The 19,496-nt window shown below is 44.2% G+C and carries 17 protein-coding genes; 11 read left to right on the top strand and 6 right to left on the bottom strand.

All coding sequences use genetic code 11. The annotated features are described in order from the left end of the window. Both AWH66_RS23915 and phnW read right to left on the bottom strand, forming a co-directional pair. A partial coding sequence (locus AWH66_RS23915; RefSeq protein WP_143081571.1) for an aminotransferase class III-fold pyridoxal phosphate-dependent enzyme occupies positions 1 to 583 on the bottom strand: 583 nt, incomplete at its 3' end. Continuing rightward, positions 583 to 1,686 carry a 2-aminoethylphosphonate--pyruvate transaminase gene (phnW, locus tag AWH66_RS23910; protein ID WP_063603143.1) on the bottom strand — a complete coding sequence of 368 codons (1,104 nt, stop codon included), beginning with the start codon at positions 1,684 to 1,686 and terminating at the stop codon, positions 583 to 585. The genes phnW and AWH66_RS23915, both read right to left, overlap by 1 nt. Positions 1,687 to 1,910: 224 nt before the next feature. On the opposite strand from phnW, the gene AWH66_RS23905 reads away from it, so the two are divergent. The 4 genes from AWH66_RS23905 (at position 1,911) to phnR (ending at position 6,707) form a co-directional block, all read left to right on the top strand. Further along, the gene (locus AWH66_RS23905) at positions 1,911 to 2,918 is read left to right on the top strand and encodes a putative 2-aminoethylphosphonate ABC transporter substrate-binding protein (protein ID WP_063603144.1); all 1,008 of its coding nucleotides are present in this window, start codon (positions 1,911 to 1,913) and stop codon (positions 2,916 to 2,918) included. Positions 2,919 to 3,119: 201 nt separating this feature from the next. Beyond that, on the top strand, positions 3,120 to 4,226 hold the full coding sequence (locus tag AWH66_RS23900; protein WP_063603145.1) for a putative 2-aminoethylphosphonate ABC transporter ATP-binding protein: 1,107 nt from the start codon (positions 3,120 to 3,122) through the stop codon (positions 4,224 to 4,226). Between the two features lie 45 nt (positions 4,227 to 4,271). Continuing rightward, positions 4,272 to 5,975 carry a putative 2-aminoethylphosphonate ABC transporter permease subunit gene (locus tag AWH66_RS23895; protein WP_063603146.1) on the top strand — a complete coding sequence of 568 codons (1,704 nt, stop codon included), beginning with the start codon at positions 4,272 to 4,274 and terminating at the stop codon, positions 5,973 to 5,975. Positions 5,976 to 6,002: 27 nt separating this feature from the next. Then, complete coding sequence (gene phnR / locus AWH66_RS23890) at positions 6,003 to 6,707, top strand: phosphonate utilization transcriptional regulator PhnR (RefSeq protein WP_006069272.1); 705 nt, start codon at positions 6,003 to 6,005, stop codon at positions 6,705 to 6,707. A gap of 127 nt (positions 6,708 to 6,834) precedes the next feature. Here phnR and AWH66_RS23885 read toward each other — a convergent pair whose 3' ends face one another. Next, entirely contained in the window at positions 6,835 to 9,435 is a 2,601-nt protein-coding gene (locus AWH66_RS23885) for a cellulose-binding domain-containing protein (protein ID WP_063603147.1), read from the bottom strand. Positions 9,436 to 9,844: 409 nt separating this feature from the next. Here AWH66_RS23885 and AWH66_RS23880 point away from each other — a divergent pair, with 409 nt between their 5' ends. Continuing rightward, a complete protein-coding gene (locus tag AWH66_RS23880) occupies positions 9,845 to 10,363 on the top strand; it encodes a GNAT family N-acetyltransferase (RefSeq protein WP_063603148.1) in 519 nt (172 codons plus the stop codon). A gap of 127 nt (positions 10,364 to 10,490) precedes the next feature. Beyond that, on the top strand, positions 10,491 to 10,790 hold the full coding sequence (locus AWH66_RS23875) for a hypothetical protein (RefSeq protein ID WP_063603149.1): 300 nt from the start codon (positions 10,491 to 10,493) through the stop codon (positions 10,788 to 10,790). A gap of 74 nt (positions 10,791 to 10,864) precedes the next feature. Here AWH66_RS23875 and AWH66_RS25535 read toward each other — a convergent pair whose 3' ends face one another. After that, positions 10,865 to 11,746 (bottom strand): DoxX family protein, encoded by an 882-nt coding sequence (locus tag AWH66_RS25535; RefSeq protein ID WP_083400122.1) that lies wholly within the window; start codon positions 11,744 to 11,746, stop codon positions 10,865 to 10,867. 164 nt (positions 11,747 to 11,910) lie between these two features. After that, positions 11,911 to 13,086: an MFS transporter gene (locus AWH66_RS23865; protein WP_063603150.1), complete on the bottom strand. Its 1,176-nt coding sequence runs from the start codon at positions 13,084 to 13,086 to the stop codon at positions 11,911 to 11,913. Between the two features lie 372 nt (positions 13,087 to 13,458). Between AWH66_RS23865 and cfa the strand changes: the two genes are divergently transcribed. Together cfa and AWH66_RS23855 are read left to right on the top strand one after the other, a co-directional pair. Next, positions 13,459 to 14,607 carry a cyclopropane fatty acyl phospholipid synthase gene (gene cfa, locus AWH66_RS23860; RefSeq protein WP_063603151.1) on the top strand — a complete coding sequence of 383 codons (1,149 nt, stop codon included), beginning with the start codon at positions 13,459 to 13,461 and terminating at the stop codon, positions 14,605 to 14,607. A 181-nt stretch (positions 14,608 to 14,788) separates the two neighbouring features. Next, entirely contained in the window at positions 14,789 to 15,274 is a 486-nt protein-coding gene (locus tag AWH66_RS23855; protein ID WP_240495656.1) for a MarR family winged helix-turn-helix transcriptional regulator, read from the top strand. 202 nt (positions 15,275 to 15,476) lie between these two features. Here the strand turns inward: AWH66_RS23855 and AWH66_RS23850 are convergent, their stop codons facing one another. Continuing rightward, positions 15,477 to 15,677, bottom strand: coding sequence for a hypothetical protein (locus AWH66_RS23850; protein WP_063603152.1), 201 nt, complete (start codon positions 15,675 to 15,677; stop codon positions 15,477 to 15,479). Positions 15,678 to 15,840: 163 nt separating this feature from the next. On the opposite strand from AWH66_RS23850, the gene AWH66_RS23845 reads away from it, so the two are divergent. From AWH66_RS23845 to AWH66_RS23835, 3 genes are all read left to right on the top strand, one after another. After that, on the top strand, positions 15,841 to 16,734 hold the full coding sequence (locus AWH66_RS23845; protein WP_063603153.1) for a DMT family transporter: 894 nt from the start codon (positions 15,841 to 15,843) through the stop codon (positions 16,732 to 16,734). Between the two features lie 123 nt (positions 16,735 to 16,857). Continuing rightward, positions 16,858 to 17,637, top strand: a complete 780-nt coding sequence (locus tag AWH66_RS23840) for a glycine betaine ABC transporter substrate-binding protein (RefSeq protein WP_063603154.1) — start codon at positions 16,858 to 16,860, stop codon at positions 17,635 to 17,637. 399 nt (positions 17,638 to 18,036) lie between these two features. After that, positions 18,037 to 19,476 (top strand): catalase, encoded by a 1,440-nt coding sequence (locus AWH66_RS23835; protein ID WP_063603155.1) that lies wholly within the window; start codon positions 18,037 to 18,039, stop codon positions 19,474 to 19,476. Positions 19,477 to 19,496 lie beyond the last annotated feature (20 nt).

The raw sequence follows: 19,496 nt of genomic DNA, 5'->3' as shown, positions 1-19,496 counted from the left end.
GAATACGTTCAACGCCTGCCATTAAAGGCCCCATACCTTCACGAAAGCAGGCTTCACCGCCGACAGAAATGGCGTCTAACGACGCACCATGGAAAGAATCCCATAAGGAAACTACTTTGTGGCTGCCGGTAATGTAGCGTGCTAACTTAAGTGCCATGCCAACAACGGAAGTGCCTCCAGGCGCAAATAACACACGGTTCAAATCGCCACCGCAAATTTGCGTTAGTTTCTCTGCACATTGCACTGCCGTTTCGTTGGTAAAGCGACGTGGTGAAAACGGTAACGAGTGCATCTGCTCAGTCACTCGTTTAATCACATGAGGATGACCATAGCCCAACTGGTGGACATTGTTGCCATGAAAATCCATATAGCGCTTACCGCGGGTATCTTGAATGTAGATACCTTCAGCTGCTTCTAAAGAGTCCAAGCAAGGCGTGGACATAGATTGATGGAGAAACACATCAGAGTCACGTTTAAGCAGTGCTTGGGTCGCTTGGTCTTGTATGTTCTGATTCCACTCATGGCGAGCGGGTGTGTTATTCACGTCCCCCTCGCTGCGTAAATGGGTCGCTTGCTCTGGCATTATGCTACCTCCCAGTACATCGCCTTTTTGATGGCAATGATAAGGCGCTCAATATCTTCAGGGTGTACGTCGCCAATGTTACCGATACGGAAACAGTCCGCGTTGGACACTTTGCCTGGGTAAATTACAAACCCTTGCTGTTTTAGACGGTCGTAGAACTCTTTGAACTGATAATCACTGTGCTCTGGCGAGTAGAATGACGTAATAATCGGTGAGTGCAAATCGTCGTTAAGAAGTGTACGAAAGCCTAGCGAGCGCATGCCTTCAACCAGCGTTTTCTGATTGGTAAAGTAACGTTGATGACGAGCGGAAATCCCCCCTTCTTGTTCCAGTTCAATTAATGCTTGATAGAAGGCACGCACAGTATGAGTTGGCGAAGTGAAGCGCCACTTGCCGTGATTAACTTCCATGCATTGCCATTGATCATAAAGATCGAGACTGAGAGAACGAGCCTGACCTTTACATTTCTCAAGCTCTGTTTGTTTGGCAATAACAAACCCAAAGCCGGGAACGCCTTGGATGCATTTGTTGGCAGAGCTGATCAAAAAGTCGATACCCAAATCACCAATATCCATTGGAATACCACCAAAGCTCGACATCGCGTCTAGAATGACCACTTTGTTATGTTGTTTTGCCAGCGATGCAATTTGCTTAATAGGGTTCAGCATGCCTGTCGTGGTTTCGCAGTGTACGATGGCAACGTGAGTAATTGTGTCGTCTTGCTTGAGCAGCGTATCAATAGCATCAATATTCGGTTGGTTAACCTCGCCAGGAGCAACTACTTGGGTTGCGATATTGAGATAGCTTGCGATCTGGGCGATACGCGCACCGTATGCGCCATTGTCGATGACAAGCAACTTTCCGTCTTTACTGATGGCACTGCCAATAGTTGCCTCTACCGATGCGGTACCACTACCTTGCATTAAAACGCTGGTATAACCGTAATGGGAAGTCGCTAACTGGGTCAGCTTGGCACGAATGACTTCGACGACATCTTTATTGTATTCATCGTCCCACGTACACCAGTCTTTAAGCATCGCTTGACGTACCGTTTCTGATGTAGACAAAGGACCTGGAGTTAACAGCAAATAATCGTTCTTCATGTTGTTTCTCTTTTTGGACTATACCAATTTTTTTTGGTTAATCTAACAGCGATAATTAGGGGAAGTAAACGATGAAACTTAAGGTTTCATAAAACTTTCACACACGCTGTTCATACCAATCAAAGTTTCTTTAAACTGCCATTATTCGTTCATTTAATCGTCATAATTGGAATTTAACGTTTAGTTCGCAAACTGGTACAGACCAACTCTAACTGGAGAGAAAGATGAAAAACCGTTTGATGAAGGGAACACTAGCTACACTGGTTTCTCTACTAGCGACAAATGCACTAGCTGCAACAGAAGTCACGGTGTATACCGCTTTCGAAACGGACATTCTGGCGAAATATAAGAATGCGTTTGAGAAAGAAAACCCAGATGTAAAAATCAAATGGGTTCGAGATTCAACGGGCATCATGACGGCCAAACTTCTTGCTGAAAAAAACAATCCGCATGCCGAAGTCGTGTGGGGATTAGCAGGCTCTTCTATGGCATTGCTTAAAGAAGAGGGGATTCTTAAACCTTATACTCCAAAAGGTGCAGATGAGCTGAATGCTAGTTTGAATGACCCACAATCTAATCAAGCTTGGTTTGGCAATGATGCGTTTTTCAATGCTGTGTGTTTTAACGAAGCAGTGGCAAAGCAACTCAACCTACCTAAGCCACAGTCATGGGAAGATTTAACCAAACCAGAGTATAAAGGTCATATTGCCATGCCTAATCCTGCTTCATCAGGAACAGGCTATATGCAAGTCTCAGCTTGGCTACAAAAAATGGGTGAGGACCAAGCATGGGACTACATGAAAAAACTCGACAACAACATGGCACATTACACTCATTCTGGTTCAAAGCCTTGTGTTCAAGCGGCGATGGGTGAGGTGGCAATCGGTATTTCGATGGCTGTGCGTGGCGCGAAGCTCAAGAATCAAGGTGCGCCTCTCGCAGTTATCACACCAAAAGGCATTGGTTGGGAATCAGAGGCTGTCGGTTTGGTGGAAGAGTCTGCGGCGGCGAAGCGTATTGTTGACTGGTCAGTGTCAAAAGCGGCGAACGAACTCTACGTTGAATCCTACCCAGTGGTTGCTCATAAAGACGTGAAAGCAGTGGTCTCGAACTACCCTGAAGTTGAAGGGGCAATGGCTGAGATGGATTTTGCGAAAATGGGAGCCGAGCGTGCTGAGATCTTGAAAACATGGTCGAAAAAGTTTGATGGAAAGTCAGAGCCTAAATCCTAATATTCAAGAAATAAAACACATGAAAATTAGTAGATTATAAGTTCTTGAGGAAGGTCGTTGTTGACCTTCCTCTTGTCATTTCTGCCATCCCATCATATCAGACAAGTCAATCATTAAACTGCAATCAACCTGCTACAAAACTGTCATTCCGATGAAATATACCAGATTTAAATTTGGTATATACCATTTGGAGAGTAAACGATGTCAGTATCCAAACCTTATCTAGAAATCAACAATGTGGTGAAGCAATTCGGTCAGTTCACAGCATTAAAACACATTTCTCTATCCATTAATAAAGGCGAGTTCGTCTGCTTCCTTGGTCCTTCTGGTTGCGGCAAAACAACGCTGCTTAGGGCGATAGCGGGTTTGGATCTGCCAACCTCTGGGGAAATCCACCAAGCGGATGAAGAGATTACCTTCTTGCCACCAGAAAAACGTGATTTTGGAATTGTATTTCAATCATACGCGTTGTTCCCAAACCTGACAGTGCAAGAGAACATTGCCATTGGTCTTAAGAATCAGGGGATGACGAATAAAGAAGCGCTTGAAAAAGTAGAGCACTGGCTAAAGATGATTGGATTGCCAACGTCGGGTGAAAAATTTCCCAACCAACTGTCTGGTGGTCAACAACAGCGTGTGGCTCTGGCACGTGCATTGGCATTGTCTCCAGGTCTGCTGCTTTTGGATGAGCCGCTCTCAGCGTTGGACGCGAAAGTGCGTACTCACCTTCGAGATGAAATTTGTCAGATGCAACGCAAACTCGGTATCACCACCATTATGGTGACTCATGATCAGGAAGAGGCGTTATCTATGGCTGATCGCATTGTGGTGATGAACCACGGTGTGATTGAGCAAGTAGGGACGCCACAAGAAGTGTACGAGCAACCTGCTACTCGATTTGTCGCGGATTTTGTTGGCAGTATGAATTTTATCGAAGCATCGGTGCCTTCCTCTAACACCATGCGTATTGCTGAATCTATGCTGCGTTTGCCTACGCTAGACAATAGGACTCTAAATCATGGCGATATATTTGATTTAGCCGTGCGACCGGAGAGTCTACACTTTGTCCAGCACGCTTCGAACGCCATTCCTGTCAGAGTGTTATCCAAGGAGTTTCAAGGGTCTTACTATCGCGTCGAAGTGGCAATGCAACATGCACCATTGGCCAATGCCCTTTATGTGGACGTACCCGTGAAACAGGCGAATGAGCTTAATCTGCGCCGTAATGATATTCGCTATATTGCGTTTTCTGAAAGTGGTTTGCTGGGCTACCCATCGCTAAGTGCAACGTTAGATTCGGCGGCTTAAGGGACAGATATGCAAGCATCTTCAACCTTGACGATAGGCGGATCTATGAAACAACGAATTGCACAGTTGGCGACGCAAAAAGCGAGCTCAACAATGAGCAAGGACAACATTGTCTTGTTTGGTCTCCTAACGTTCGTTTTTGTAGCGATGACATTGTTTATCTTGATGCCTCTTTGGGCCATGATGAAAAAGAGTGTCCAAAACAGTGACGGTGAGTTTGTTGGCCTACAAAACTTTGCTACCTATTTTGCTATTGACAGTTTATGGTATTCACTAAGCAATACCTTCACCCTTGGTCTGATTGTGACTGTCGTAGTAGGCTTTTTGGCGTTTGGGTATGCGTTCGCATTAACGCGCTCTTGCATGCCCTTTAAAGGCGTATTCCAACTGATGGGCACGGCTCCAATATTGGCGCCTTCTCTGTTGCCTGCTATCAGTTTGATTTTTCTGTTTGGTAATCAGGGTGTCGCAAAAGAGTTGCTGCAAGGGCATTCAGTCTATGGCTTAGTCGGTATTTCTCTAGGCTTGATATTTTGGACATTCCCTCACGCCTTGATGATTCTCAACACCTCTTTACGCACCTCAGATGCTAGGCTTTACGAAGCGGCTCGAGCTCTTAAAACCTCTCCGTTCAAGACCTTCTTCATGGTGACGTTACCTGCTGCTAAGTACGGTTTGATCAGTACGCTAATCGTCGTTTTTACGCTGGTGGTGTGTGACTTTGGTGTGCCTAAGGTCATTGGTGGCAGTTACAACGTTCTGGCTACGGATATATTCAAGCAAGTGGTGGGGCAGCAAAACTTCTCTATGGGGGCGGTCACCAGTATCTTACTACTGCTTCCTGCGGTATTGGCCTTCGCGGTTGATCGCTGGGTACAAAAAAAGCAAAAGAGCATGTTGGACAGTCGTTCTGTGCCTTATCAACCATCCCCTAATACACTGCGAGACTCGGTGTGCTTCGTATACTGCTTGGTCATTTCCCTCGCGGTTCTGGCGGTACTTGGTATGGCAGTTTATGGTTCGTTAGTGACGTTTTGGCCTTGGAACAAGGCACTTACGCTAAATAACTATAACTTTGCTGAGATGAGTACTTATGGATGGAGTCCATATTTTAACTCACTGAAACTTGCAACGTGGACGGCGATTATTGGTTCTGTGGTTATCTTTGTCGGTGCTTATGGTATTGAAAAAGGTCGTGCCTTCGCTCCCGTTCGTCAAGCGATGCAAATGATGAGTGTGATTCCCATGGCGGTACCTGGACTCGTCCTCGGCTTGGGATATATCTTCTATTTTAACGATGCCAACAACCCGTTGGGTGTGATGTACGGTACGATGGCGTTTCTGGTGATTAATACAATTGTCCATTATTACACGGTTGGACACATGACGGCTTTGACGGCTCTGAAGCAGTTACCGGCAGAGATTGAAGCCACCGCAGCCTCGGTTAAACTCCCACAATATAAGCTGTTTTTCAAAGTTACGCTGCCTTGCTGTTTACCAGCGGTATTAGATATAGCGATATATTTATTTATCAATGCTTTAACAACCACATCGGCAGTAGTATTCTTATATTCAACCAACACCATCCCTGCATCGGTAGCGGTGCTGAATATGGACGATGCCGGGCAGACGGGCAGTGCTGCGGCAATGGCAGTGATGATCATGCTATCGGCAGCGGTGGCCAAACTTATCCATATGTTTGTTGGAAAGCTGTTTGAAGGTCGAACTCAAGCGTGGCGCAAGCGCTAATAACAATGATTGAATTAAGGATGCGGTGTGCAATACGTAAAAATTAAAGACGCTATCGTTGAGCAAATAGATTCAGGAATGCTCACTCCAAGACAGAAATTACCAGCAGAACGAAAGTTAGCAGAGTCGTTTGACACGACTCGTGTAACGCTGCGTGAAGCGTTGTCATTACTGGAGTCGGAAGGTCGTATTTATCGTGAGGATAGGCGTGGCTGGTTTATCTCACCGGAGCCACTGCGTTACGACCCTACTCAAACATTGAACTTTACCAATATGGCGAAAAGTCAAAATCGAACGCCAAAAACCGAGCTGTTGTCAGCCAAAGCGATGTTAGCCACCAAGCAAGCGGCAGAGCTTTTGCATCTGCCGCCGTTCTCCGATATCTATCGAGTAGATCGCGTTCGTTATTTAGAAGATCGCCCAGTTGTGTTCGTGACAAACTTTATTCGGACGGAACCATTTGCGAATTTGTTAGAGTTTGATATGGAAAATTCCTCTTTGACGGATATCTATCGCGACGAGTACGGCGTCACATACAGTAAGGTGAAATACCGAGTGAGTACCACTTCGCTCCTTGGCGACATCGCGCAAGCATTACGTGCGACCTCTGGAACACCGGCTATGATGGTTGAGCGCATCAATTACAACCAGCACGGTGAGTTGATTGATTGCGATATTGAATATTGGCGACACGATGCCATCAATATAGAATCTATTGCTCAGCTCGATTGATGGCATCGTGTCACCAAGCTAACAACAAGCCCAGCTAAGGTGACTGGAAATAGCCAGATTCAATGATTCGTAACCAAATAGGCTCCCGAAGATCGAGAGCCTATGTTTTTACGGATATAATGGAAAATTACTGAGGGTTTAGACCCAGAGTTTGTAACACAAGTTTGAAGTTGTCTTGACGCTCTTTAACTGCGTGAACTTCACCACTTACCGGGCAATGACTATCAGGGCAGCCACGGTTTACTATGCCTGAAACTGCGTCGATAAACTCAGTGCCTTGTAGGCCACCGTCAACGTATTTCTTCAGTTCGGCATGGTAGTTCCAGTTTGCGTATGGACCACCTTCATCATTGTAAGCCTGTACGGAGGTTACCCAGTAGAATAGACCTGCAATCCATTTGATTTCTCTGTTCTTTTCTGAACTACAAATTAAGCCTGGGTTAGAACAGAAGTCGAGATCGGCATAGAGCGGGTTCGCTGGCGGTGCTTCAACCACAACACCATTCACTGTGGTTCCAATTGTATCAGGGCTGACGTGAGAACGACCCATGAAGTGGTTTAGCGTACCGAAGTTTTGACGACCTGTGGTTTGAATAACGCCACGGCCCCACCAACCACAGCCTTCGACAGTGCCGTTAGTATCGCTACCATCCCAGATGAACTTACCTGCTTTTTGACCTTCATAAACTTTACACTCGCCACGTTCCCACACTTGCTTAGAGGTATCTACGCTTGTCGGGACTTCCATACAGTGACCGTCGTTTGTCCAGCGACCAACATTGCCATTCACGAGTAAACCTTTCTCTGCTAGTACAGAGTCTGGTGCTGCGAAGACTGGCGCTGGTGCACCGTACCATTTGGCATTGGTTAGTGCTGTGACTTCCATCTTTGGATCGCGTGGGCACGAGTAAGGGTGGTCAATGCCGGTAACTGGGTCTTTACCGTAATCGGCGTATTTCTGACCTAACTGACCACAACTTGCTGTCATCGGGTAGTTAACCGGAGCGCCGTATCGAACTTCAGACCAGTTGTTCTCATCACAAGCGTTGTAGCGAATGGTTTCTTGCATACTCTGTGCTAAAAACGCGGCAATGGCGACTTTTGCATAAACTGAGTTCGTCGCATCGCTAGCCTTGTCATCCAGTAGCCAGAACGTGTTACCGGCAACACCGACATTGTGCATCGAATTAAGACCTGCTAAGAAGTCATTCCATTTGTAAACCGTAGATGGTGCCCATTGTGCTTGAGCCACTTCATAAAGGAAGGCTTGGTTGTTCATTGCACTTTCAGCGCTTGCCAACTCAGCATTTAATGAGGTGATTCGAGTGAGTGGTCCATTTTTCACGCTTTCGCCAACGTAATACAAAGGTACGGTCGCAGTCTGGTAACGAGCGATCTTAGTATTTAGGTCAGCACTGTCAGTATCGAATAAAATCGCAAAAATGTTGCTGTGTGCAGCTTTGCGAATATGGCGGTCACCAGAGTTGTTGCCTAAGAAGTAGGTGGAAGCTTGAGTTGTTGGAATAGAAGAGAGCAGTGCGGGTGTTTTGATATGGTCAGACACTTGTTTAACGTATTCTAACGCATAGTGCCATTGCTCATCTGTAAGAGCGGCAGTCGTTGCGGATTTAGTAAAGGAAACAAAATCAGCCTTGTTGAGTGAGTCTGCTTTATAAAGCTCGAAGCTTGCCAACAGGTCTGAAGACGTGCCAGAAGCGGCGTTCCATACTGCTCGTTTACCTGAATGAGTATTGTAAGCAAAGTCACCAATGTTCAATGTCCAACCGAATGTTGCCTGCGGTGCCAGAGCTGAAATGACGAGGTTATGAGCTTGCGCCCAGCCTTTAACATCATCCGTAAGCGTATTGATCGCGTTAACGTCAATTTGGCTATGGGTACCTGTGGCATCTACTGCTGCAGTTAGTGCTTGTTTCACTGAGACAGTACCAAGGGCTGCGCCTTTATCAGCTGTTGCAGCATCCAGTACATCACTGTTGAGGATTATTGATGTTGAGCCAGCAAGTTCTGCTGCTTGAATCAAGGCTACGAAGGCCTCAGTCAGTTTGGTCAGGTCCGTAAGGTCTTGGTTATTAATCGCATTGATGGTCAAAGTGGATGGAGCATCAAGACTTGCAGGGCTTGCAACCACAAAGTGACTTGGCCAACCACTGACTTCGAGCCTTACTGGATCTAGTGGATTTGGCAGTTTCAGTGCAGTAGTGCCACCAGAAGAGCTATTGTTACAATCTAGGTGGTGTCCCCAACTACTGTCACTACCTGGAATGGAAGATGTCCACCAGTTTGCTTTGTAGGCAACATTGTCATTAACCATGATGTCGCCACCAGTGGCATGATCTCCTTGCGTCCAATCTGGGTACACGTTGAATTCAGCACAGGCTCCAGTACCAGGTGCTGGATCAGGAGTAGGATCTGGGGTCGGGTCGGGAGTCGGGTCAGGTGTTGGATCCGGTGTCGGGTCTGGATCAGGCGTTGGCTCGGGTGTAGTGCTGCTGACTAATTTCCATGGAGAATCCCATTCATTGACGTAGTTATCAGTAGGGCTTTGTCCAGCATTAACCCACCATTTTGCTTCATAGGTATTACCACCAACGGTAACTTGGCTGCCGCCAGAGTAGGTTTTCGTTGCATCGTAAGCTTCTGCAGCATAGAGGCTGCCGCTTAAAGCAATACACGCTAACGTAGCCGCTAACTTGCTAATTCTAAACATAATTAATCCTTTTTACTCGTTATCTTATTATTTCCGTTTCACGTTCTAACGCTTTTGATCTGCATATGATTAGTAAATAATCACCTAAAAATAAGTTAGCAAGTCTTGCAAAGGATATTTGGAAAATTGGTTGTGTTAGACGCTTTATGCGGCTGAAATCACGGGTTCATGAGTGATTTTTGTATGTTACTCGGGCTCTGTTGCAAATAAAGTACGGTTGGTTAACCCAATGCGATTCTCTAGCCACGGTTATCCATTATGAATCTCTTTAAGTATCGTCATTTGGGCTGTCCGTTGGTATTGTATATACGGTATCAGTTATCGTGAGTTTGAAGAGATGCTGATGTCATCGAATCAGATGGCGATTTACCGATGAGACTTCCTACTATTCAATGAGTATAGAGATACCATGACTTTTGAAACACTGCTTGATACAGATCGAATTCAACTTGATCACATTACCAGCAATGATGCTGGCTTCTTTGTTGAGCTGATGAACAGTGAAGGATGGCTCAAAAACATAGGTGATCGCAATATTCGTACGTCAGATCAAGCTCAAGAGTATCTAACCAACGGTTTCATCAAAGCTTATCACGAGTTGGGATTTGGGTATTATGTTGTGCGCCTCAAAGCATGTTCAACACCAATCGGAATCTGTGGTTTCTTAAAGAAACCCGACCTGAGTTACCCTGATTTCGGCTACGCGTTCTTGCCTAGCTATCAAGGAAAAGGGTATGCGCATGAGGCCTGTAGCGAACTGCTGACTTTTGCCATTGATGCTTTCCAACTTCCGGTGATTGATGCGGTATCACTGCCACAAAATTCACCTAGTATACGATTGCTTGAAAAGCTGGGATTCCAGTATATCGGCTTACATCAAATTAATAGCGATAGCCCACTTTCTATATATCGCCTGAGCATAAAGTGATTATGATTGACAGGATTGGAAGTCCTCGAAAAGACTCAATTTGATCCAATACATGTTATCTAGGGTTCAGATAGTGTAGACTCGGCGCTGGAGCTAAGCATCTGATAAAAATGGAATTGAGTAGTACATGCAATTGGAACAAATTGAAGAAATTATCGAGTTCACGGATACGGATCATCTTAGTCAGGCAATGGAAGTGTTCAATGAACAAGGATTAGTCAGTCAGGAATTATTGCCCTTTCTTAATGTAGTATTCGATAAAGCGCCAGAGCAACTCTGCCATAAGCTATCCCGTATCGGCTTTAAAGGCCAACCAGCTATCATTTCAACATCAAGTGTTTGTGATTCAGCAGTGACTCAGTTTTTCATCTTTAACGCGAGCATTCTCAGTGTGCCGGATGTTCTAAATCTGATAGAAAAGCCTTAAGTGAAGTAGCGATATTCAATAGAAAGCGGGCAATGATGATTGCCCGCTTTTTTAGTTACTAAGCTTGGCATACGTTAAGCCAAGTATTCCGGCAAACTAATGGAGTTTTGCCCCAACTTTTTTCTAAGCAAGTAATCAAGAGACAGTTTCCCTCCGCCTGCTAACATAAATATCCCAGATACGAAGATCCACATTGCAGGGAATTCCCAGCCGCCCGTGGGTAGTACCCATACATAACCCACTGAATAGTGGCCACCCAAGCCTACAGATACAAATAAATAGACAGCGGAACCAAACCCTGCGAGGCGTGTGAACAGACCAAAGGACAGCATAATCGCCAAGGATATCTCAATAATTCCCGCCAGAATGACAAAGGCCTCGGGGAAGGGTAGGCCAATGCTACCAAAGTAATCAGTAAATACGGCAAACGGGTTACCTCCGACTAGCAAATGGCCAGTGAAATGGGCAATAAACATGAGCCCGACGTATATTCTTACTAGTGTCATGCCCCATGCGTAGTGATCTGGTTTTCCTGTTGCCAGTTGAGTTAGCGACAGTTTGCTTCTCCAAGGGAGAGCGATAAGTTGTAGGGCCAATAAGACGAACAACAAAGTGCTGGTCAGCTCGATGCTTGGGATACCAGGGCCTGTCTCTGCCACCATCAGAGGATCAAGTGACGACAACATTGAAATATCGATTGATTCAAGATGAATGGTTGAAAAAATCCTTCCTAATGTGAGCTGTGCAAACAAAGCGCCTATCAAACCAAAAAAGTTAACCTGTCCTTTGTTGTAGGTTTTAAGTAAGGACGCGATAAGAACTGCAATAAATAGACCTGTGGAGGTTGAGACCCAACTACCTAGTCCGTTGTCCACAACGGCTTTGACAGAGAGTATTACCGTAAAAGTGGCGGCAATGAGGGTGAGTAGTCGTAATGTCTTATCAAAAGTGTTCATAGTTTTCTCCTCAAAGCAAAGCCAATTAAAGCGACGTTGACTTTGCTGAATATCGAATTTGGCTTTTACAGAACGCTGCCGAGCTCGTCGGACTGCTAATGCGTATGCCGTGGCGCGTTAACACGCCACGGCATGGTTGGTAAGGCAGTGGGGAGAAAGGCCTATTACGCTTCTACTGGTTGTGCTTGTTTCTCGTTGCGGTTCGCTTTAAGAATCAACAACACACCGATGATTGGAACGATAACACCCACGTAAGGAATCATTTCTGCACCAAGCTGACCATCAAGAACCATACCTCCAAGGAATCCACCGAACGCATTAGCAACATTAAACGCTGAGATATTTGCTGTTGCTGCCAGTTCTTGTCCGTCACCACCGTTGTTCATTACACGCAATTGCATCGATGGAACGTTAGCGAATGATGCGATGCCGAAGATAAATGATGCAGCGACGAATAGGATTTTGTTGTCGGTAAACACACCAACAAGTACCAGAGACGCAATCATTGCAATGGCCCAAAATAGAGAAGATTTGTTTAAATCTTTGTCTGATGAGTGACCACCAAGCGTGTTACCAATGATTAAGCCAAGACCAACAATGACCAGAATCCATGTCACAGCACTTTCACCGTAACCAGCAACATGCATAGCGATAGGAGCAATGTAACCGTAAAGTGTCATGAAGCCAGTCCAAACCACAGCGGTAATCGCTAGGCTAATAAGAAGTTTTGGATTTTTGAACGCAGCCAGTTGTGCTTTAACATTTTTCGCTTCGCCGTGACCCGTTGAGTGGATAGCGGCAAGAATGGCGAATAGAGCTACAACACCGAACGCAGCGACCACAATAAATGTCGTGTGCCAACCGAATTCAACACCGATCCAAGTACCGCCAGGAACACCTAGTACATTCGCAAGAGTTAAGCCTGCAAACATTTGCCCTACAGCGCGGCCAGCCATTTTCTCGGACACGAGGTTTGTCGCTACAACGGCACCAATACCATAGAAAGGACCTTGTACTAAGCCACTAATAATGCGACTGATGAACAAGATGTCATAACTTGGTGAAAAGGCTGACATGAGGTTACCGGCTATAAATAGTGCCATTAATCCGATAAGAACCATTTTCTTATTAAAGCGTGCGAGATAAATGGTTAAGATTGGTCCTCCAATCACAATGGCAAGTGCGTATGCACTGATTAAGTAGCCTGCCTGACCCTCAGTAATCGACAGCGATGTAGCAACTTGCGGCAAAATACCTGCGATAATGAATTCTGCGGTGCCGATAGCAAAGGCGGCAAGTGTTAGTATCCAGACTTGAAATGGCATCTTCTCTTTGTTCATGATTTTTCTCCTCTAAAACGGTTTGGGATGAGTCACGCTTAGTTGTAAGGTGTCTCGTCTCTCAAGTGATGGTGAGAGTATATTTATTCATTATTATTTTTAGAATTACCCAAAAAATGAAATCATTATTCGTATTTAATGAACAATCCCATCAAATCTCTTTGTTTGGCAGTAGAACGGCTAAGAGTGCTGGTAGTGGTGGGGTATTTCATTCAGGTTGATCTGAATTGTATTGAGCGCCTTAGATACACCAATCGAACTGTCGTCAAAAAAACACTCTTATGAAGGATTTGTGTTTAATTAAATTATGTTTACCTAAATATAATTTAATAATAGTGTGAAGCTTCAAGGTGATTCTTTTGGAGTTAACACATGAAGGATAATGAATACGCAATTTTCGAAAGTATGTTGAGTTCCGCGGATATTAAGATCAATGGCTCTAGACCATGGGATATTCAAGTTAATGATGTAGCCATGTTTGATCGAATATTAGCCGATGGTTCGCTTGGTCTGGGCGAATCCTATATGGAAAAGATGTGGGAATGTAAGGACATCGCAGAATTGATAAACAGGATCTTAGCGTTTGAGCTCGACAAGCACTTAGATTTAAGGACCAAAATGATACTTGGTGCCAAAATTGGTAAGGACAAAATCAAAAAGTTTTTTAACCCTCAAGGCACGACAATTTCCAAGCACAACGTCGCATTTCATTACGATATCGGTAACGACTTATACCGCGCTATGCTCGATAAACGTATGACGTATACCTGTGGATATTGGAAAAATGCAGATAACTTGGATGACGCTCAAGAGGCCAAGTTGGATCTAATTTGTAGAAAACTAGGCTTAAAACCAGGTGTGCGGGTTTTGGACATTGGCTGTGGTTGGGGGAGTTTGATGATCTATGCCGCCGAAAAATACGGTGTAGTTTGTGATGGTTTAACGTTATCTGAAGAACAAGCAAAGCTGGGTACTCAGATGGTGGAGGAAAAACAGCTTCCCGTTAATTTCATTCTTCGAGATTATCGACTCTATGAACCGGAAACGAAATACGATCGTGTTGTGTCTGTGGGAATGTTAGAGCACGTTGGTTCATCGAATTATCGAGATTTTTTCACATGTGCAGATAAATTTCTGAATCAAGATGGGGTCTTTTTACTTCACTCTATAGGTACGTTTGAATCGACAGAAACCAACGATCCGTGGATCCATAAATACATTTTCCCAAATGGTGAAATTCCTTCTTTAGCTCAGTTAGCGACGGCGATGGAGCCTGAGTTTAATATGGAAGACCTGCATAACATTGGAGAGGATTATGATCATACGCTTTGTGCATGGTATCGTAATTTTGACAAGGCTTGGCAGCAAGGTGACCTCAACTACAATGAGAAATTTTACCGTATGTGGAAGTACTATCTATTGAGTTGTGCTGGCGCATTTCGTTGTCGAGAACTGAGCGTGTGGCAGATGGTACTGACAAAAGTTGGGACGCCAAAACCAGCAAGTGCTCGTTCTAAATAACTTTTCTATTGAGTAAACCGACACCATGGTGTCGGTTTTGTGATTAATGATGTTTTGCAGATTCTAGGTATTTTATCGTCAATAGAATGTTGACTGACTAGTGGATGTTAAAGCGAAAAACGGCGAAATATGCTAGGGTAATGCTCTATAACCATCGTCAATGTTAACCGAGGTTAATCGTTTGATTAATAGAGAAAAAGAAGAATCTATCGTAAGTCAGTGGATGAGTGCGGATGCTAGTCTATCTGAATCGTCCGTTAGGTTAGTGACACAATTTGTTTTAGCTTCGAACCAGTTTACTCACGTTCGTTGCGAGTTCTGCAAGCAATATGGATTAAATACGTCTGAATTTGATGTCATCGCAACACTTTATCGAGCGGGTGATGCTTATGAAGTGACAGCGAAAGAACTGAAAGAGCAGACCTTGCTCCCTTCGTCAGGCGCGTTGTCAAATCGAATTGATCGTCTGGAAGCGAAAGGCTTGGTTCAGAGAAGACATGACACGATTGATAAGCGCAGTGTAAAAATATCTCTCACTGAAGACGGTGTGGAGTTAGTCCACCAAATGTATCCAAAGTTCTTCGAGCAAATGTCCAGTCAGTTTTCATCCCTAGAGCCCAGCGAGATAGAAACACTAATAGTATTGATGAGTAAGATGGGAGCCTGAATCTAGCTAGCTCCATACATTGAATACCACGCAACGGGTATCAGTGACGACTCTATAAGTATATGCACTTTCATTACTTTAAAAATACTGTCTTGCCTGATTTAAGGCCACCATTTTAGGGGTAAAGCTTCCGATATGAAATGGGGCCTTAGTCTTATCTAAAAATAATCTCAGCGGAGATTCATAATCTTGTCTATTCATACTATTTGAGTTGATTACCCATATGCGACTGACGGTATTGGTGTCTTGCAATGCTGAGCTTCACACCGTAATACATAATTTTGCTGATCGAACTGATCACATGGAACACCAGCACAAATAGTGAGACTACTTCAATGGCTAGATAAATAGTTTTAGTGACTCCGACGCTCACGCCTTTTTTGAATATGGATAGTGCGTTCATAGTAACTCCTAACTCTTACTGACCTTATGTGGTTCATTCGAACCTGATTGATAACACGGCATACATTAACCCCGTATACCCCATTTGATAACTTGAAGGCACTTTACTATCTATTTTTGTTTATGTAAAGTATGTTTAGTTAAACATAAATAAGAGTCATAATATGAAAATCTTTCTAGCCATGTTGGCTCCACTGTTGTGGGGTACCACTTATGCAGTAGTGGCTTCTGAATTTGTCGGCTGGTCACCATTTGCGTTGGCGGTATGGCGAGCATTACCAGCGGGCATAATACTGCTGTTGCTTAAACCCACCTTACCAAAGGCTTCAGAACTCCCAGCATTGCTACTGATAGGGTTTCTTAATATCGCTCTGTTCTTTGGTTTACTCTTTGCTGCAGCGATGCAGCTACCCAGCACTTTGGTGGGCGTTGGAATGGTCGCATTGCCCGTGATTGGTTTGGCTATAATGGGTATCTTCCATCAAGTAAGACCGTCTCTGATTCAATCACTATCAGCCTTAATTCTCATCGCCTGTGCAACGTATTTGTTCTTCTCAAGTACTGTCCCTGTCAATGTGAGTGCCGTGGTGCTACTTATTGGTGCAATGACGGCACTGATAGGCGGTAGTGTGGTAGCAAAGCACGTTATGAAAAAGATCCATTGGTGGAAGCTACTCACATGGAAACTGATTTTCGGAGGTTTGCTGTTAATCCCCATGGCATATTGGGAAATGGTATGGAGTGGTAGGTCATTTGTCGCAGCCATACCGGTTAGTGGTGAACAGTGGGCGGCGATGTTCTGGCTGACGATAGGACTCACTTCTTTGGCCTATGGTGCTTACATTTATACAATTCCGATGATTTCTACTAATGAGTTGAGTTTCTTTGGAACCTTCAATCCTATATTGGCGATGGTTCTCGGAGCGACAATAATGGGAGATTCATTTAGTCAAATTCAAATATTAGTGATGACTTTAATGGTTCTAAGCAATCTACTAGCACAGTTTTTCGAATATAAGAAAAATCTACCAACCGAACAAACCATAATTGATTACTAATCTTCCATCTCTTCAAATTCTATTTTAATAGGGATTTAATCGGCGTGTATTGAATGTTATTGAAAGAAAATATTTACTAACAAGTCAGACTTTTTATTATAAATAAAATTATACGGTGAAATAATGAACAAAAAAATAAACTTAGGCGTAACAGATTTATCATTCCACAGAATTACCGCCTCACTTATATCTCATGTGCTTACTGATATGGGATTTGAGGTAAATCGAATCTACTCTCCGCACCAAGAAAATTTCGCAAAGCTTAAGTCTGGTGAGGTTGATATTCTAACCTCTGCTTGGCTGCCTTCCAGCCATGGAGTCTACAAACAGGATGTTGAACAAAAACGTCCCGTGATTGAGTTGGGTTTGCACTATGAACCTTATGCGCATTGGGGAGTGCCAAGTTATGTTCCTGAAGAAGCCGTTCGGGAAGTGAAGGACTTGCTCAAACGAGATGTACTGGGCAAAATGCAAAAGGATATTCAGGGCATCAACCCTGGAGCCGGCATTACCAGATTTTCAATTAAAATGATGGAAGAGTATGGATTGAGTGCGGCTGGGTACGAATTTCACACTGGGACTGAGGAAGACTGCTTTACTACCTTTGAGCAACGAGTCGCGAACAATGAGTGGTTCGTTGTGCCACTATGGAAACCGCAGTTCCTGCATTTCAAGTACGACATTCGAGAGATAGAAGACCCTAAAGGTTTACTCGGTATTGTTGACCGTGCTGTACTACTCGTTCCTGAAGACGTAGAAGATAGGTTTACGGCAGCACAAATCAATCAGCTAGATGATTTGAAGTTTTCTAACGAGATTATCGCCGAGCTAGACTACAAAGTGAGTAGGGAAGGTTTGGATATTGACATTGTGACTAAACATTGGTTGGAAAATAATCGATAAATAACTTTGTCGTAATTGCTGATAAAAAATCACTCTCTATGAGTGATTTTTTTAACTTAGTAAACAAAGTTCCAATAAGAGATCTTGCAAGAAACTTTTTAAAAATTATTCCATGTGATGGAAATTATTATATAGACTCATCTATTTAGTTTGCTTCTTTGTATTATTCGCCTATGCAAAAAAGAGAATTCGCTTTTTTAGATATTATGTTATTCATTATAGAGCGTATCCTACATAGTAGTTTACTACTATAAAATGCAAACAAAACCTCTTGCTACCTGTCGATAACGCCCTTTGGTCCACTTTGGGCGTCTTAAATAAAGGACAACTACTGTTTTTGTATTTAATTTGAGAGGTCGTGAGAGGTTACCTACTCGCGAAGTAATGGAAGGATAAGCAATGACTAAAAAACTAACCACTGCAACGGGCTGCCCGGTTGCTCATAATAATCACGCGCTAACAGCTGGTGAACGCGGTCCAATGCTTCTTCAAGACACTTGGTATTTGGAAAAACTCTCTCACTTCAATAGGGAAGTAATCCCAGAAAGACGTATGCATGCCAAAGGCTCTGGCGCATATGGTACTTTCAAAGTTACTCAGGACATTACCAAGTTCACAAGAGCCGCGATGTTTTCTGAAGTAGGTAAAACAACCGAGATGTTCGCTCGTTTTACTACCGTTGCAGGTGAACGTGGTGCTGCCGATGCTGAACGTGATATTCGCGGGTTCGCACTCAAGTTTTATACCGAACAAGGTAACTGGGACTTAGTGGGCAACAATACACCGGTATTTTTCCTCGCCGATCCTCTGAAGTTTCCAGATTTAAACCGAGTGGTGAAACGCGATCCGAAAACGAATATGCACAACGCTGAGAGCAATTGGGATTTTTGGACCTCGCTACCGGAAGCACTCCATCAAGTTACGTATGTTATGGGAGATCGTGGAATACCAGCGAGCTACCGCCATATGCACGGCTTCGGCTCACATACATTTAGTATGATTAACTCTGATAATGAGCGCTTTTGGGTTAAGTTTCACTTCAAAACCCAGCAAGGTATTAAGAACCTGACTGACGAACAAGCGGCGGTTATCGTTGGAGCAGACAGAGAGAGCCACCAAAGAGATCTATTCGATGCGATTGAGCGTGGTGACTTCCCGAAATGGACCTTGTTCATTCAAGTAATGTCTGAGGAAGAAGCTGAATCGGTGGACTTTAATCCGTTTGATTTAACCAAAGTATGGACTCACGCTGATTACCCACTAATAGAAGTTGGTGAATTCGAGCTAAACCGTAACCCTGAGAATTTTTTTGCTGAAGTTGAACAGTCGGCTTTCAACCCGGCTGCTGTTGTACCTGGTATTGGTTACTCTCCAGACAAAATGCTTCAAGGTCGACTCTTTGCTTATCGTGACGCACAAAACTACCGTCTTGGTGTGAATCATCATCAAATCCCAGTCAATGCACCGCGTTGTCCGGTACACTCCTCTCATCGTGATGGGTTGATGCGAGTGGATGCTAACTCGGGGGCAACGATAGGTTATGAACCGAATCAATACGAAGAATGGGCGGAGCAACCAGACTATTCAGAGCCACCTTTGAAAATCTCTGGGGACGCAGACCATTACAATCATCGAAACAATGTTGACCAATTCCAGCAGGCTGGCGATTTGTTCCGCTTAATGTCTGAAGATGAACAACAGCGTCTGTTCGCAAACACGGCACGTGCAATGTCGGGAGTGAGTGAAGCAGTTAAGTTGCGTCACGTATACAACGCCTCTCAAGCGGATACTGCTTATGGTGAAGGATTGTCGCGCATATTGGGGTTGAGTAACAACTAGCAATGACATCAAGGCTCCGC

Source organism: Vibrio barjaei (genome assembly GCF_001639065.2).
Classification (GTDB): Bacteria; Pseudomonadota; Gammaproteobacteria; order Enterobacterales; family Vibrionaceae; genus Vibrio; species Vibrio barjaei.
The sequence above is the reverse complement of the archived record's forward strand: the minus strand, read 5'-3'. Positions and strand labels throughout refer to the sequence as shown.

What these genes read in the sequence shown, in the direction of transcription:
- phnW (WP_063603143.1), bottom strand. Translation starts at nt 1,686, where the DNA reads ATGAAGAACGATTATTTGCTGTTAACTCCAGGTCCTTTGTCTACATCA.
- AWH66_RS23905 (WP_063603144.1), top strand. Translation starts at nt 1,911, where the DNA reads ATGAAAAACCGTTTGATGAAGGGAACACTAGCTACACTGGTTTCTCTA.
- AWH66_RS23900 (WP_063603145.1), top strand. Translation starts at nt 3,120, where the DNA reads ATGTCAGTATCCAAACCTTATCTAGAAATCAACAATGTGGTGAAGCAA.
- AWH66_RS23895 (WP_063603146.1), top strand. Translation starts at nt 4,272, where the DNA reads ATGAAACAACGAATTGCACAGTTGGCGACGCAAAAAGCGAGCTCAACA.
- AWH66_RS23885 (WP_063603147.1), bottom strand. Translation starts at nt 9,435, where the DNA reads ATGTTTAGAATTAGCAAGTTAGCGGCTACGTTAGCGTGTATTGCTTTA.
- AWH66_RS23880 (WP_063603148.1), top strand. Translation starts at nt 9,845, where the DNA reads ATGACTTTTGAAACACTGCTTGATACAGATCGAATTCAACTTGATCAC.
- AWH66_RS23875 (WP_063603149.1), top strand. Translation starts at nt 10,491, where the DNA reads ATGCAATTGGAACAAATTGAAGAAATTATCGAGTTCACGGATACGGAT.
- AWH66_RS25535 (WP_083400122.1), bottom strand. Translation starts at nt 11,746, where the DNA reads ATGAACACTTTTGATAAGACATTACGACTACTCACCCTCATTGCCGCC.
- AWH66_RS23865 (WP_063603150.1), bottom strand. Translation starts at nt 13,086, where the DNA reads ATGAACAAAGAGAAGATGCCATTTCAAGTCTGGATACTAACACTTGCC.
- cfa (WP_063603151.1), top strand. Translation starts at nt 13,459, where the DNA reads ATGAAGGATAATGAATACGCAATTTTCGAAAGTATGTTGAGTTCCGCG.
- AWH66_RS23850 (WP_063603152.1), bottom strand. Translation starts at nt 15,677, where the DNA reads ATGAACGCACTATCCATATTCAAAAAAGGCGTGAGCGTCGGAGTCACT.
- AWH66_RS23845 (WP_063603153.1), top strand. Translation starts at nt 15,841, where the DNA reads ATGAAAATCTTTCTAGCCATGTTGGCTCCACTGTTGTGGGGTACCACT.
- AWH66_RS23840 (WP_063603154.1), top strand. Translation starts at nt 16,858, where the DNA reads ATGAACAAAAAAATAAACTTAGGCGTAACAGATTTATCATTCCACAGA.
- AWH66_RS23835 (WP_063603155.1), top strand. Translation starts at nt 18,037, where the DNA reads ATGACTAAAAAACTAACCACTGCAACGGGCTGCCCGGTTGCTCATAAT.